The organism is Vibrio sp. ArtGut-C1 (assembly GCF_002105475.1).
GTDB classification, from domain to species: Bacteria; Pseudomonadota; Gammaproteobacteria; order Enterobacterales; family Vibrionaceae; genus Vibrio; species Vibrio diabolicus.
This window is the reverse complement of sequence record NZ_NCTH01000009.1, coordinates 142,914-157,555: the sequence shown is the minus strand read 5'-3', so window position 1 is coordinate 157,555 and position 14,642 is coordinate 142,914. Positions and strand designations below refer to the sequence as shown.

Genomic DNA, 14,642 nt, shown 5'->3' with positions numbered 1-14,642 from the left:
GGTAACTCAACGGCAAAAACTGGGATTAAAAGTCGTTGAGAGGGTCTAGATTCAAGCTTAGCTTGTGTTTGTTTTATGCTTTTTAACGCTCATTAACATACGGCACGGCTGAAGAGAAAATGTGATCAACAAAAGTCAATCGCGGGCAATATAAACGTTAAGAACCGTTAGCAATATACAAGTCCGATGGTTTACCATTCCTTAGTAATCCACAATAGACACTTTTGAGTATGGACCAATTTTTAGCGCAAATCTTTGCTGTAATTCACCAAATTCCAAAAGGAAAAGTCTCCACCTACGGGGAAATCGCAAAAATGGCAGGTTACCCGGGCTACGCAAGACATGTTGGTAAGGCGCTTGGTAATTTGCCAGAGGACAGTAAACTCCCGTGGTTTAGAGTGATAAATAGTCAAGGAAAAATATCCTTAAAAGGCAGTAATTTAGAACGACAAACAAAGAAATTAGAAGCCGAAGGAATTGAAGTATCTGAGATTGGAAAAATTTCGCTAAGAAAATACAAATGGCAGCCTTAGGCTGCCATTTTTTGTTCGCTGAGTTTGATATTAACGCGTACCAACTAGACGAATATCCAACTGGTGAGTTTGTGCTTCATCTGTGATTACACCGTTATGCGTATCGCTGATAAAACGCAATTTACCATCCACTTCAATACGCGCACGGACGCTGTAACGATGGTTTGGTTTGATTTCATTGTTATCGTAGTTCAGCTCAAAAGAAAGAGGAACTTGTTTGCCTTCCGTTTCGAATGTCTGTTTTGCTAGTACTTTTGCTGGCGCGTCAGCCAAAGACACATCTTCTAACGCAACGGTAACCACTGCGTTTGGCGGCAGAGCAATACGCTCGCGGTAAGCCACTGTACCTGTAATCGTCTTCATTGACGCCTCTGCAGATTCCATTTCTGTATTTTGAGAAGTTTGGCAACCCACTAACGCAGCCCCAAAGAGTAAAGAAGTAACAAGCAGTAGTGTTTTTTTCATATCTTCCTCGAAAAGAGTATTAAACCGGAGCAATTATAGGTGTGGAATATAAAACTGTCTGCTTCCTGTCAGTTTATTTGACAATAGTTTGACTGAGTTAGAATTTATCAAACAATTGATTTTGTCTCATAATCGGAACAATACTATTTCTAAGTTACTCAATAGCTCTTAACTATGGCACTTCACAAGAGTGAGACTGTTGAGGTAAGTTGGAGTGAAAGACAACGGTGAGGAGACACAATGAGTAAACCATTACGAGAATTGCTCAGCCTACTACAACTCGAAAAATTAGAAGAAGGCTTGTTTCGTGGCCAAAGTGAAAACCTAGGTTTGCCTCAAGTGTATGGCGGCCAAGTGATTGGGCAAGCGCTTTCTGCTGCGCGCTACACCGTTGAAGAAACACGCGCGGTGCACTCCTTCCATAGCTATTTTTTGTACCCTGGCGATCCAGAAAAGCCCATCATTTATGATGTAGAAAACCTAAGGGATGGCCGTAGCTTCAGCACCAGGCGCGTTAAGGCGATTCAAAATGGACGCCCTATTTTCTACCTAACGGCGTCTTACCATGGCGATCAACCTGGGTTTGATCATCAAAAGGAGATGCCAGACATTCCTGGCCCAGAAAACTTCGCCTCTGAGAGTGAGCTTGCTAGCCATATAGCCGAATTCCTGCCAGAGCGACTACGCAAAACATTTTGTGGTGAAAAGCCAATTGAAACCCGTCCTGTTACGGTCATCAACCCCCTAAAACCCAAAAAAGCAGAGCCTAAACAGTATCTTTGGATTCGTGCCAATGGTGAAATGCCAGAGAACCTGCTTATACATCAGTACCTGTTGGCCTACGCATCAGATTGGGGATTCCTCGTGACAGCAATGCACCCACATGAAGTGTCATTAATGACGCCAAACTTCCAAGTTGCCACCATTGACCATTCAATCTGGTTCCACCGTCCGTTCAAAATGGATGAATGGTTGTTGTACGCGATAGAAAGCCCAACAGCGAGTAATACTCGTGGGTTAGTGCGTGGCGAAATCTATAACCAGCAAGGTCATTTAGTGGCAACCGCAGTGCAAGAAGGTGTAATGCGCTATACCAAGTAACCGCTAAACCCTAAACGACAAAAGGAGTGCTCAGCACTCCTTTTTGTGGGTATCAAACGATAATTAATTTGGTTGATACTTCATAGTAATGACCGACCATTCGTAAAGTGATTTCGGGTAACCGTATTCGCCTTTCCCGTAAACGACATTTGGATCAGCATAGAATCCACCTTTATCCGTTGCTAAAAATTCACGCACCCCACGACGGTAAGTAATGATTGGTGCAGCCAACTCATACTCTATGTCTTCCAAATTAGAATCATCAATCACTAAGAACCGAGTCATACGGATAGTGCTACCGCTGGTGCAATACCCTGGATCATCATAACCAATTGCATTAAAAGGCTTAAGGTCATCAGCAAATAGCTCTGATGTACATCCATCGAATCGAGCAACATGCACCCATGCTGCCTTTTCTTGTCTTCGGTCATCGCTACCAACTGGCTTAAACATAAATAGCACAACCTTACCTTTACCGTGTTTTTGCAGCTCGTCATCCGTCGGTTCACGTACCGAACGCGAACCCAAGATACCAAATTCACTCTCTTCTAAATTGGCAAACTGTGGGGCACTAAGCGTGCTCACAATGACGGTTTGTTCGCTATTAAGTTGTGTGTATTTATCTGCAACACCCGACTCTGCCAAATCGACACTAACCGTGACTTTTGTTCTTGGTAACGCTTTGTAATCTCGCGATTCACTCTCAGAGATGTCTAGCGCAATAGAATGGTATTGAGAATAATTGGTTAGCGTCAACTCAGCATTCGCATTGTCTAACGTAGCAAGATCTTTGCTCACAGTATCGCCAAATGAGTAAGTGCGAGTACCGACCGTTCTACCGAAACCTAAGTCAATTGCCTTGAAAGGCGTAAACTCAACGGTTTGAAGTTTCGTGGTAAGACCAGGATGATCCGCTTTATTAATGGTGCCGTTAACCAATACGGTTTTAGTTGTGTAGTTACGTGCAGTTAGCGTCACTTCTAATTGGTACTCGCCTGCGTGCAAAATCTTCAAACGCCCCGTCTCAGAAGAGACTAACTCAACCACAGGATCTTTTTGGTTAATAAGACGATAGCTGGCTTTCGCCTCTCCTCCACTCATCACTGGTGAGATAATAGTACCCGCTGAAAAGTCTACCGTTGGATAAGCAATCGATACAGGGTTTGTGCCTTGTTTAATCGTGACCGAGAAACTACTTTCACCCGGATCCACTTTGTCGTCCCCCGCATCCGAAACAATAATTTTTGTGCTACCCGCGTTGAGAATTTGCATGGCACCCGTTTGGCTGTTTAAGGAAACCACATCCGTTGCTGCGTTGTCTTCAAATCGGTAAGTAACTTCCCCAACCGTACCAGAGATTTTCGGCGCAACAAATGTTTGACCAACCTTCCAAACCTCTTCCACATCGGATTGAACTTCAATTCGACTCGGAGCACTCAGAATTGTAACGTCGACTTTTTGATCAGGACCAACGGTGTAATTCGCGCTCTCCTGTCTACGCACCGTTAACGTCGCTTTACCCGCTTTATACACATGGAGAAGCCCTTCACTGAAACCACCGACAACATCTGGTGCGGTGTTATCTACAATCTCAATTTGCTCGTTAGCGCTCAAACCAAAATCACGGTGAAGATTAAAACTGTATTTATTGCTGTATACAACGTCATAATCGTGCGTTGCCATCGGTTGACCTTCAGCCTTTGCAACTTTGATGACAACATTAAATTGAATAGGTTGGTAGAACTCCCCACCGTCGTCTTCAAACTTAAGGTGGTATTCACCCGCCGTCTCTACCTCCAAATTGTCATCAGTCATTCGTAAGCCATTAGGTAAGCTGCTAACTAGAGTTACGTTACCTTTTTGCCCTTTAAACGCCAAAGGGATTGAAAGATTTGGTTGATAGGTAAGCGACATTTCAATGTCGTTCATCACTGGATGAGGCGCGCGATTGACTTCAACATTAAAGCGAGCTTTGCTTGCAGGATAATTACGCATTTCATGCTCGTAGATTTCAACTTCAGCGGTACCTACACCTTTGATCAGCAATGCTTCACTGCTCACAGATTTAGCAACAACGTCTTCACCACTAATAATTTTCAACTCATAGTCGCCGCTAGCATTCGTCACCTTAGGGAAAATTCGGCCACCTTCCTCATAAGTTTTCACAACGTCCGCTACGCTGATAGCTTCGCGTTGACCTTGTTTTACATCCACAACAAATTGCGCCGTTTGCTGCTTATCTAAAAAGGCATCGCTGTAAGTTGCTGTCGCTTCAACGGTTAGCTGCCCGACATTATGAACAAGGAGCACACCTGACTCCGGGTTGAGTAACTCGGCAACTTTGTTGTCTGGCTCGCTGCGAATGATTTTGTATGTGATGCTTTGCGTTTGAGCTTTATCTAAACGTGCGGGTTCTAACGTCAGCCCTTCTCTATATTCTTCTTCAAGCAAAGCGAATTGAAGTTGCCCGGATGCTACTCCATGAAGCTTCACCGTCGCGCGAACTTGCTTCGGCAGATAAAGCTCGTTACCTGAGTCAGTAATCAGTACCGACGCCTGACCAATTGAGCCTAATGAATATACCGAACCGTTCTCATCAACCCGAATCAAGTTATGACCACTTTCTACTTCATAACTCAGTTCACCTTTTTGGCCACGAACGGTCAGCGCTTTCCCTTCAGATTCGATTGCATTGAAGTTTAGATCACTAACCGAAAGGTCTGTGTTAATACCTCGTTCCACAGTGATAGAAAATCGTGCTTCAGAGGATTCATAAGCAGAACTGTTATCCGTTGCCAGAATTGTTGCCGTTCCTGGACGCAAAATTTGTAGCATTCCAGAGTCATTAATTTTCACAACATTTAGCGGATTAGAGTCAATAACTTGATAAGACACCGAACCATGTACATTGCTCAATTTTGCCTCTGTAACGGTTCCCACGCCCTCAAACTTCAATACCGTGTCTTCAGCTTTTAACTGTGGACGGCTCTGCTTAGTTATCGTGGTTGGTGTGTTTGTATTGTTCGTTTTAGAGTCACCTCCACCACCACAACCAGCGAGTAAAGCCGCGAGAAAAAGCAAATAATATTTTCTGTTCATTTTTAGAAACACTTTGTCACAAATAAGTGCTAGCGATAATAATACGATGTTTTATTAATCACTATATCCATTTTTGAGTACTTTATTACTTAAGTATTTGCTACTGTATTACGCATAAAAATAAATGTTCAGAAGTGGTGACTAAAATACACAAAACAACACAAAGCAAACGTTCAAATTAAACCAATTAATTAATTTAGTAAGAATGAATATTCAACAAAAATAAAACACGAAAAATAAAGAGAAAAAATTGCGTTATTTTTTCATGCGTTTTGCTGTATTGGCGCTTGATGGAGGATAAAAAACAAACAGTTAATGTGGAAATAGAAGAGAGAATAAATATCGTTTATATTTATTCCAACCCAGTAAAAAGTTACGTAGTTAGAATAAACCTGCTACCTGTTAACACTTAAAATGCTAACAGGTAGAGTAACCATTAAATAAAATTCGTATAAAGCTATTTAGTTGAGAAGTGGTAACTCAGTCGTATATTTAATGGATTCCATAGCAAATGTTGAAGTCACATTAGACAATCCCTTTACACTATTAACTAAGCGCTTATAAAACTCGTCAAAACACTTCATATCTTTCACCAGCACTTTCATCATGTAGTCATACTCGCCGGCCATACGATAAAACTCCATTACCTCGGGGAAATCACTCACTGTTGTGACAAAATGGTGATACCAATCTTCGGAGTGATCGATGGTTTTTAGCTGAACAAAAGCGATAAAAGACAGGTCGAGTTTTTCTGCACTCAGTAACGCCACGCGCTTTTCGATGTAGCCTTCTTCTTCCAACCTTTTCAAACGCTTCCAACATGGCGTCGTTGTCAGATTTACCTGCTCTGCTAACTCATTTAATGACAAGGTGCTGTCGGTTTGTAACAACGCAAGCAGCTGTTTATCGACCCGATCCAAACTCATCCTATAAAACCCACGAAGTGTAGAAAAATTTTCTATCAAAATAGTCATTACCGGCAACTATAGCAAAGTTTTTCTCTCGTATTATAGGTAAATTATTCCCATCTAATGCTTATCTATCGATTTCCAAGGAGAGACGCCATGTGTACTGACCACAACTGGATCAACAATGCAGTGCGTAAAATTGAAGCAGACTTTCAACGTTCTGCTGATACTCATTTATTTAAACTTGAACTGCCTTCTCTTGATGGTATCGATATCTACCTAAAAGATGAGAGCACGCATCCAACAGGCTCTCTGAAACACCGATTGGCACGCTCGTTGTTTCTTTATGCGATTTGTAACGGATGGATTGGTCCTGAAACCACAGTGATTGAAGCGTCCTCAGGCAGCACTGCCATTTCAGAAGCGTATTTTGCTCGCTTGCTTGGCTTACCGTTCATTGCTGTTATGCCGAAAACCACCGCACGTAAAAAGATTGAACAAATTGAGTTTTACGGTGGTAAAGCGCATCTTGTAGAGCGCTCAGATCAGATTTATGACGAGTCTCGACGCTTGGCTCAAGAGTTAAATGGTCACTACATGGATCAGTTTACTTATGCTGAACGTGCGACTGACTGGCGCGGCAACAACAACATTGCGAACTCTATCTTTAGCCAAATGGAACTAGAAGATCACCCAATTCCTAATTGGGTAGTAATGAGCCCAGGAACTGGTGGTACATCCGCAACCATTGGGCGTTTTATTCGTTACCAAAAATACGACACCAAACTTTGTGTCGTAGACCCTGAAAACTCGGTGTTTTACGACGCTTTCCAGTCAGGTAATCACTCATTAAAAGGTGAGACCGGCAGCAAAATTGAAGGCATTGGTCGACCACGTGTCGAGCCAAGCTTTATTGCAGGTGTCATTGATGAAATGCGCAAAATTCCAGACGCTGCCAGTGTGGCAACCGCCCATTGGGTATCTCAGCTGATTGGGCGTAAAGTCGGCGCATCGACAGGCACGAACCTTTACGGTGTGCTTCAACTGGCCTGCGAAATGAAACAACGCGGTGAAACAGGCTCTATCGTGACACTTTTATGTGACTCTGGTGAGCGTTACTTAGATACGTATTACGACTTAGCATGGGTAAAAGAGAACATCGGTGATATTCAACCTTACCTCGCGCAACTTGAAGTCATTCAAGCGAAAGGCTGTGTCGAACCTGCATGTTGCGGTCCAATTACCGCTTAATATGTAAATTCGAATGTAAAAAACAGCCCGCTGATGTGCGGGCTGTTTTTTTGGAAATGAGTATTACTTTTTCTGACGCGCTTCAAACGCCGCCAATTGTTCTGGCGTTGCCGCTGGCTGATGATTTTGTTTCCATTCATCGTAAGTCATGCCGTAAACACGTTCGCGAGCGTCATCAATATCTAAATCCACACCGAGATTTTCCGCTTCAGCGTTGTACCATTTGCTAAAGCAGTTGCGACAGAAGCCCGCAAGAATCATGAGGTCGATGTTCTGCACGTCTTTATTCGCGTATAAATGCGCCAATAAACGACGAAATGTCGCCGCGTCTAACTTATCTTGTTCTTCTTGAGTCAGATTTTTATATTTGAATTCAGCCACTTTCCTTTCCTTCTCTCTTATTTGATTGACGTTAGTCACCATACCGAATAGTAAGTTCTCCAGCCTAGGAAGTCTGCTTTAGCGCAACAATTCCCAGTCTAAATGACTACCTTTGCGCAAAAGCTGATATGATAAACGCCATCTATCTTATTGATTAAATTAATATTAACACAACTCATTACAACGGTCTTTTACAAAGGTTATCGTCAAGTTATGAAAAACGCCATTCTATTATTGTCTGCCTTGACCATCAGTGTGCCGACTTTTGCTGCTCAAGAACAAACTCATCAATCTTATTTTTATCTGGGTACTGGTAACGTCGGTTTTGATACGCCCTATTTTGGCTCAGACAGAGACAATGAGTGGTCCACACCACATATCACTGTTGGTTGGGGCTATCATGTTAATCAATACCTTGCGTTTGAAGGTGTGCTTCGCTATTCCCAAAACGAACTGAAGAACGACAAACTGAAAACAGATTTGGATTTGCACTATTACCAAGCGGGTATGTCAGCAGTATTGACCAGTGATAACCTTGGCGATACGCCACTTTCTTTGTTCGGCCGCGTGACCGCGTTAGGGACTCAGGCAGAAATGTACGTTCCAAACCAACAAAAAGTCACCGATGATTCAGGAGCACTATTCAATATCGGTGCTGGTGTCCATTGGGATATGAGCAAAGACATCTGGTTGCGCGCAGAGTACATCTATAATGTCGCAGATATGGGCTTTGAAGATTTTTACGACAGCTACGAAGGTGTGCAAATTAGCTTAGGGAAACGCTTCTAACATTAGGTAGCACCAAGTTACCAGAATTGAAATACAAACAAGCCGAGGTTTTTACCTCGGCTTGTTTTACAATCTACGGTGTGTCATCAGTTACTGAGCGGAAAACTTTTCTGTTGTCTCTTGATTCACATGGCTACTTGGTTGACCGGCATCGAGAGAGTGTAAAATGCCATCTTGACGATCTTTTAGTGCATTCGTTAACGTCGGAAGTGCAGTGGTCGCTAACAACGCCATAACACCCGCAACTAAAACCATTTCTACCATGTAACTACCACGTACTTTTTTCAAGAGAACACCTCAAATAATAATAGGTATATGCTGCTTTCCCGGCATGACACCTAACAAGACCCGACATTCAGTCAATACGATGAGCGAGTCCTGTGCCCCTCGAAGAAGTGGCGAAATAATAAACAAAAATAATCATTAGATCTATAAGTAATCACTCTCAATATAAAAAAACACCGAACAACAGTTGTTCGGTGTTTTCAATCAAAGCTTTACGTACAGCGGCTAAGGATGAGCAATACGGCCTTTTGTATCGTGGCTGAGTGCTTTGTTCAATTCAGCTTCTACATGACCTGGCGCCTGTGTTTTCGCCGAAATCAATCGGTACATAGCCGGGATGACAAATAAGGTCACCAATGTTGCAAATCCCATCCCGAAAAAGATCACGGTACCCACAGCAATACGACTCTCATAACCTGCCCCTGTCGAAACGATCAGCGGGATGGCTCCAGCAAGCGTGGTAAATGCTGTCATCAAGATCGGGCGTAGACGTCGCGCAGCTGCATCAATAACCGCTTTTTCGAATTCAACACCACGGTCTCGCAACTGGTTGGCAAACTCAACAATCAAAATGCCGTTTTTCGTCACCATGCCGATCAACATGATCATGCCGATCTGGCTGTAAATGTTCATGCCTTGCCCCATCACAACCAAGCCAAGGAAGCCACCAAATACGCCCATCGGCACCGTAAACATCACCACTAACGGGTTCACGAAGCTTTCAAACTGAGCCGCCAACACGAGATACGCCACAAGCAATGCCAACGCAAATACGACAGCAACACTCGCTTGGTTCTCTTTAAAGTCTTTTGACTCGCCAGAATAACTCACCGAGATGTCACCTGGTAAGTTGTCTATCGCTTGTTGATCAAGGTAATTCAGCGCGTCTCCTAATGTGTAGCCTTCTGACAGATTAGCCGTAATAGTGATGGATTTCTGTTTGTTGTAGTGAGATAGACGAATAGAAGCTGCCACTTCTTCAATTTTAGTGACCGCGTCTAACGTCACTAACTGCCCACTATTAGTTCGCAGATAAATCTGGCTTAAATCCGCTGCATTATTAAAGCTGTTTTCATCACCACGAAGATACACATCATACTCTTCGCCACGCTCAACATAAGTCGTTTCACTTTTACCACCAAGCATGATTTCTAGCGTATCAGAAATGTCTTTGACACTGACCCCTAGTTCTGCGGCACGCTGTCTGTCGACCGTAACCAATAGCTCTGGCGTTTTCTCTGAGTAATCGATCTCAGCACCTTCCATCATTGGCGATTCTTCTGCTTTGTTTTTCAACATTTCAGCCCAGACGAGAAGTTCATCGTAATCAGAGCCACCTAACACAAACTGAACAGGCTCACTCGAACCACCTTGGAAACCAGGCATGAATGGGAACACTCGAACATCAGGTATGCCAGCCAGTGCGCCACGCACTTTGTTAAGCGCTTCCTGAGCTGTTACATCTCGCTCGTTCCAGTCTTCTAGAATCATGATAACAAAGCCGGTTTGATCGCCTGCCTGTCCACCAAATGCAGGCGTTTGAATACTAAACGACTTCAGATACCCTTGCCCAAGTAATGGCATCAATCGGTCTTCAACAATGTCCATATTGGCTGACATACGATTGTATGACGTAGCATCAGCCCCGCGTACAAACGCAAACATCACGCCACGATCTTCTTGAGGGGTCAACTGGGCTGGCACTTGGTTCATCAAGAAGTAACTGCCGCCCAAGCACGCCAGAATCACCAGCGGTGCAGCCCAACGCATTTTCAATGCGCCTTTCAATAATGAGCGGTAACCACTCTCCAGTTTACTAAATAGGCGATCGACCACTTGATTAAATCGATTTGGTTTTACATTCGCCTTCAAAATCTGACTACCCAACACAGGAGTTAATGTTAGGGCGATCAAAGACGAGAAAATAACAGACATCGCCAACAAGACAGAAAACTCAGTAAATAGCAGACCTACCATGCCATCCATAAAAGAAATCGGCAGGAATACCATCACCAGCACTAACGTTGTCGCGATAACGGCAAAGCCTACTTCCCGCGTACCTTTATAGGCCGCAAGCAAAGGCGATTCACCACGTTCGATATGGTGGAAGATGTTTTCAACAACCACAATCGCGTCATCCACTACCAAGCCGATAGACAGGATCAGCGCCATCAAGGTGATTAAGTTGATAGAAAAGCCAAAGTAATAAGCGGCAATGAACGAAGAAATCAGCGATACCGGAACCGTAACAGCTGGGATCAAGGTTGCACGAGCTTGACCAATGAAGATGTACAACACCAAAATAACCAAACCACCCGTAATAAATAGCGTGCTATATACCTCTTCTATCGAGCGCTCGATAAACACCGTCGCATCGTAGTCGATAGCAAGCCGCGTCCCTTCCGGCAAGAACTTCTGGATGTTATCAACTTCAGCTCGAACTAATTTTGCTACTTCTAACGGGTTCGCATCAGACTGAGGAACTACCCCCAAACTAACATTGACGACGCCATCGCTTTTAAAGGTCGAGTTTTCGTTTTCTGCACCGATAAAAACATCAGCGACATCTTTCAAATAGATAGGCGTGTTGTCGCTTGCCCTTTTAATCACGAGGTACTGAAAATCTTCCGGCGTGTTATAGCTGCGCGCTGTCCGTACCGACATGACTGTCGAGTCATTACGAACTTCACCACCCGGACTTTCTAAGTTTTCACTTCGCAGTGCCGATGTAATGTCCGAAGCCGTGACTAAGCGCCCCGCCATCAGCTCTGGCTTAAGCTTCACGTACATCACCTTGTACAAACCACCAGAGAGATCAATGGAGCTCACCCCAGAGATCAAGCTAAAGCGATCCATCAGTACACGTTCTGCATAATCCGTCAATTGAGTGCGGTCCATCTCTGCAGAGCTGAGGTTAATATAGAGGGAGGCCTGACCTGAACCGTTATTCTTGTAGACAATTGGATCGTCCGCTTCATCAGGTAGCGAACGTTGAGCGCGAGCCACCGCGTCGCGAACATCACTAACACCCGTATTGAGATCGTAACCGAGCTCAAAAGTGATCGTGATACGCGAACTGCTGTTTCGCGTCGTCGAACTGATCTCATCGATTCCGCTGATACCTGAAAGCTGATCTTCTAATACAGAAGTAATTTGACTCTCGATGATCGTCGCGGAAGCGCCCTCGTAACGCGTACTAATAGAAACGACCGGACTTTCAATGTCCGGCATTTCTCGCACCGCTAGTTTCGTAAAGGATACAAAACCAAATACACACAGCAGCATACTCAATACCAACGCTGCGACTGGGCGTTTTACAGAAACGTCAGAAAGTAACATTAGTTTGCTTCCTTAGCCGCTTCGTCTTGCGTGCTTTGAACACCTTGATTACCAGTTGCGTTAACTGTTTCTGACTTTCCTGGTGCGACAATTTCCTTAACTTCAACACCATCTCGCATATTAACGATGCCCTGTACAACAATTTTGTCGCCAACTTCAACGCCTGATTCAATAACGACTTCGTTATCGACACGAGCACCGAGAATGACTTCTTGTCGAGTCGCTTTATTGTTGTCATCGATGACGTATACGTAACGCTTGGTGCCAGAGTATTCTAGTGCTTGAACCGGGATAATTGGCGCTTCAATCGCTGGGAAGGCCAATGATGCATTCATTAACATGCCCGGTTTTAAGCGGTTTTCAGGGTTCTCAAACTCAATACGCACACGCAGGTTCAGCGTTTCTGAGCTAATCCGCGTATCAATGCCTGTGACTTGACCAGTAAACGTCTGTTCACCCCATGCACTGGTTTTGGCAATGACTTCCATACCAATAGAAAGCATCGATAAATAGCGCTCCGGTACCTGTAAATCAAGCTCCATGACGGAAAGGTCATCCAAGGTCAACAGCTCTGTACCCGCGCTAACCATTTTACCGCGACTAAAATCGATGAAACCAACAGTGCCAGAGAATGGAGCCGTAATATGAAGATCGGCCAAATTTGCTTGAGCGGCGTCCAGCCTTGCTTGTGCAATTTCAACGCTTGCTTTTTGTGCGTCGATCTCAGTTTGGGTGATAGCATTTCGCTTAACCAAACGTTGAAACTCTTTTAGCTTACGTTGTTCATCTTTAAGGTACGCCTTTGCCTCAATCAAAGCGGCTTGAGCCTTATCATCATCCAACTTGATTAACAGCTGACCTTGTTGGACATTTTGATTCGCTTTAACAGCGATTTGATTCACTTTGCCGGCGACTTCCGATGCAACAACCACAGACTCCGCCGCTTCTAATTTACCGATAAGCGATAAGGATTGATTGATCTCGTGCGTTTCTACTTGCTCAGTTACGACGGTAACTGCTGAGCCTCGCATAGCTGCGAAAGCTGATGGAGAACTCATTAATATAGAAAGCGTTAAAACAGATAACGATAACGTGGCTTTCATGCTCATGATATTGACTTCTAAACGAATAAACTTATGTCATTAAACTGCTTACATTTTATCAGTAGATACGTGGTTTAACGTCAAGTAGTGTAAATTCAAGTAAAAAGAGCGTTTCTCTTCTGTTCAAAGGACACACAAAACGCTGACTTTCTACCATCTTTGCCCAAAAAGACAGCATTCAACGTAAAAACGCAAGAAAAACGCTTTACAGCCTGAGCGAGTTTGCTATGATTCGCTCCGCACTTGGGAGATGAGTTGGGAAAACATCTTACTAAGTATAAAAATCCCCTGGAGGGGTTCCCGAGTGGCCAAAGGGAGCAGACTGTAAATCTGCCGGCACTGCCTTCGATGGTTCGAATCCGTCCCCCTCCACCATATTCTTTCTTGTGTTTTTCCTTTGAACATAAGAACAACTTGGAAGCTAGGTTGGGAAACTATCTTTTAAGTATAAAACACCCTGGAGGGGTTCCCGAGTGGCCAAAGGGAGCAGACTGTAAATCTGCCGGCACTGCCTTCGATGGTTCGAATCCGTCCCCCTCCACCATATTCTTTCTTGTGTTTTTCCTTTAAACATAAGAACAACTTGGAAGCTAGGTTGGGAAACTAACATTCAAGTATAAAACACCCTGGAGGGGTTCCCGAGTGGCCAAAGGGAGCAGACTGTAAATCTGCCGGCACTGCCTTCGATGGTTCGAATCCGTCCCCCTCCACCATATTTTTCTTGTGTTTTTCCTTTAAACATAAGAACAACTTGGAAGCTAGGTTGGGAAACTAACATTCAAGTATAAAACACCCTGGAGGGGTTCCCGAGTGGCCAAAGGGAGCAGACTGTAAATCTGCCGGCACTGCCTTCGATGGTTCGAATCCGTCCCCCTCCACCAAATTTTTTCTTGTGTTTTTCCTTTGAACATAAGAACAACTTGGAAGTTAGGTTGGGAAACTATCTTTTAAGTATAAAACACCCTGGAGGGGTTCCCGAGTGGCCAAAGGGAGCAGACTGTAAATCTGCCGGCACTGCCTTCGATGGTTCGAATCCGTCCCCCTCCACCATATTTTTCTTGTGTTTTTCCTTTAAACATAAGAACAACTTGGAAGCTAGGTTGGGAAACTAACATTCAAGTATAAAACACCCTGGAGGGGTTCCCGAGTGGCCAAAGGGAGCAGACTGTAAATCTGCCGGCACTGCCTTCGATGGTTCGAATCCGTCCCCCTCCACCATATTGAAAAAGCCAGCTCGTTGAGCTGGCTTTTTCGTTTCGGACTCTTGATAAAGTAAAGTAACAAGCCCTTCCTTATTTAACCCAACTTCTTCGCTATTCTACCTCTGTTTGGATCCTACTTTAACAACTGGGCCAAAGCGAATCTCCTATGGCCAAAGTTCGGATCTG

11 protein-coding genes and 6 tRNA genes are annotated in these 14,642 nt (G+C 44.1%); 10 read left to right on the top strand and 7 right to left on the bottom strand.

The genetic code is table 11. The features are described from left to right. Positions 1-230 precede the first annotated feature (230 nt). Positions 231-533: a DNA base-flipping protein gene (locus B7360_RS10595; protein ID WP_005390592.1), complete on the top strand. Its 303-nt coding sequence runs from the start codon at positions 231-233 to the stop codon at positions 531-533. Positions 534-563: 30 nt separating this feature from the next. On the opposite strand, the gene B7360_RS10590 is transcribed toward B7360_RS10595, so the two are convergent. Then, complete coding sequence (locus B7360_RS10590) at positions 564-998, bottom strand: YbaY family lipoprotein (protein WP_012842007.1); 435 nt, start codon at positions 996-998, stop codon at positions 564-566. Between the two features lie 240 nt (positions 999-1,238). On the opposite strand from B7360_RS10590, the gene tesB reads away from it, so the two are divergent. Further along, a complete protein-coding gene (tesB, locus tag B7360_RS10585) occupies positions 1,239-2,099 on the top strand; it encodes an acyl-CoA thioesterase II (protein WP_005390581.1) in 861 nt (286 codons plus the stop codon). Positions 2,100-2,162: 63 nt separating this feature from the next. Here the strand turns inward: tesB and B7360_RS10580 are convergent, their stop codons facing one another. Both B7360_RS10580 and B7360_RS10575 read right to left on the bottom strand, forming a co-directional pair. After that, the gene (locus B7360_RS10580; RefSeq protein WP_085343464.1) at positions 2,163-5,198 is read right to left on the bottom strand and encodes a D-Tyr-tRNAtyr deacylase; all 3,036 of its coding nucleotides are present in this window, start codon (positions 5,196-5,198) and stop codon (positions 2,163-2,165) included. A gap of 461 nt (positions 5,199-5,659) precedes the next feature. Next, positions 5,660-6,124 (bottom strand): Lrp/AsnC family transcriptional regulator, encoded by a 465-nt coding sequence (locus B7360_RS10575; RefSeq protein WP_005390577.1) that lies wholly within the window; start codon positions 6,122-6,124, stop codon positions 5,660-5,662. 138 nt (positions 6,125-6,262) lie between these two features. Here B7360_RS10575 and B7360_RS10570 point away from each other — a divergent pair, with 138 nt between their 5' ends. Continuing rightward, a complete protein-coding gene (locus B7360_RS10570) occupies positions 6,263-7,357 on the top strand; it encodes a PLP-dependent cysteine synthase family protein (protein ID WP_085343463.1) in 1,095 nt (364 codons plus the stop codon). Positions 7,358-7,420: 63 nt separating this feature from the next. Here B7360_RS10570 and B7360_RS10565 read toward each other — a convergent pair whose 3' ends face one another. Then, complete coding sequence (locus tag B7360_RS10565) at positions 7,421-7,738, bottom strand: DUF1244 domain-containing protein (RefSeq protein ID WP_085343462.1); 318 nt, start codon at positions 7,736-7,738, stop codon at positions 7,421-7,423. A gap of 213 nt (positions 7,739-7,951) precedes the next feature. Between B7360_RS10565 and B7360_RS10560 the strand changes: the two genes are divergently transcribed. Beyond that, positions 7,952-8,527, top strand: a complete 576-nt coding sequence (locus B7360_RS10560) for a porin family protein (protein WP_085343461.1) — start codon at positions 7,952-7,954, stop codon at positions 8,525-8,527. Between the two features lie 90 nt (positions 8,528-8,617). Here B7360_RS10560 and B7360_RS10555 read toward each other — a convergent pair whose 3' ends face one another. From B7360_RS10555 to B7360_RS10545, 3 genes are all read right to left on the bottom strand, one after another. Next, positions 8,618-8,815 carry a type II secretion system protein gene (locus B7360_RS10555; RefSeq protein ID WP_005390570.1) on the bottom strand — a complete coding sequence of 66 codons (198 nt, stop codon included), beginning with the start codon at positions 8,813-8,815 and terminating at the stop codon, positions 8,618-8,620. 222 nt (positions 8,816-9,037) lie between these two features. Then, positions 9,038-12,151, bottom strand: coding sequence for a multidrug efflux RND transporter permease subunit VmeF (gene vmeF / locus B7360_RS10550; RefSeq protein WP_085343460.1), 3,114 nt, complete (start codon positions 12,149-12,151; stop codon positions 9,038-9,040). Further along, a complete protein-coding gene (locus tag B7360_RS10545) occupies positions 12,151-13,260 on the bottom strand; it encodes an efflux RND transporter periplasmic adaptor subunit (RefSeq protein ID WP_085343459.1) in 1,110 nt (369 codons plus the stop codon). The genes vmeF and B7360_RS10545 overlap by 1 nt, the downstream gene beginning before the upstream one ends. A gap of 284 nt (positions 13,261-13,544) precedes the next feature. Between B7360_RS10545 and B7360_RS10540 the strand changes: the two genes are divergently transcribed. The 6 genes from B7360_RS10540 to B7360_RS10515 all read left to right on the top strand — a co-directional run bounded on the left by B7360_RS10540 (position 13,545) and on the right by B7360_RS10515 (position 14,472). After that, positions 13,545-13,629: transfer RNA gene (locus tag B7360_RS10540), tRNA-Tyr, on the top strand. 84 nt (positions 13,630-13,713) lie between these two features. Then, a tRNA-Tyr gene (locus B7360_RS10535) sits at positions 13,714-13,798 on the top strand. An 84-nt stretch (positions 13,799-13,882) separates the two neighbouring features. Next, positions 13,883-13,967, top strand: a tRNA-Tyr gene (locus B7360_RS10530). Positions 13,968-14,050: 83 nt separating this feature from the next. Continuing rightward, a tRNA-Tyr gene (locus B7360_RS10525) sits at positions 14,051-14,135 on the top strand. Between the two features lie 84 nt (positions 14,136-14,219). Beyond that, positions 14,220-14,304, top strand: a tRNA-Tyr gene (locus tag B7360_RS10520). An 83-nt stretch (positions 14,305-14,387) separates the two neighbouring features. Continuing rightward, positions 14,388-14,472, top strand: a tRNA-Tyr gene (locus B7360_RS10515). Positions 14,473-14,642 lie beyond the last annotated feature (170 nt).

Coding starts and splice junctions, on each gene's coding strand:
- B7360_RS10545 (WP_085343459.1), bottom strand. CDS start 13,260: ATGAGCATGAAAGCCACGTTATCGTTATCTGTTTTAACGCTTTCTATA.
- B7360_RS10575 (WP_005390577.1), bottom strand. CDS start 6,124: ATGAGTTTGGATCGGGTCGATAAACAGCTGCTTGCGTTGTTACAAACC.
- vmeF (WP_085343460.1), bottom strand. CDS start 12,151: ATGTTACTTTCTGACGTTTCTGTAAAACGCCCAGTCGCAGCGTTGGTA.
- tesB (WP_005390581.1), top strand. CDS start 1,239: ATGAGTAAACCATTACGAGAATTGCTCAGCCTACTACAACTCGAAAAA.
- B7360_RS10570 (WP_085343463.1), top strand. CDS start 6,263: ATGTGTACTGACCACAACTGGATCAACAATGCAGTGCGTAAAATTGAA.
- B7360_RS10590 (WP_012842007.1), bottom strand. CDS start 998: ATGAAAAAAACACTACTGCTTGTTACTTCTTTACTCTTTGGGGCTGCG.
- B7360_RS10580 (WP_085343464.1), bottom strand. CDS start 5,198: ATGAACAGAAAATATTATTTGCTTTTTCTCGCGGCTTTACTCGCTGGT.
- B7360_RS10560 (WP_085343461.1), top strand. CDS start 7,952: ATGAAAAACGCCATTCTATTATTGTCTGCCTTGACCATCAGTGTGCCG.
- B7360_RS10595 (WP_005390592.1), top strand. CDS start 231: ATGGACCAATTTTTAGCGCAAATCTTTGCTGTAATTCACCAAATTCCA.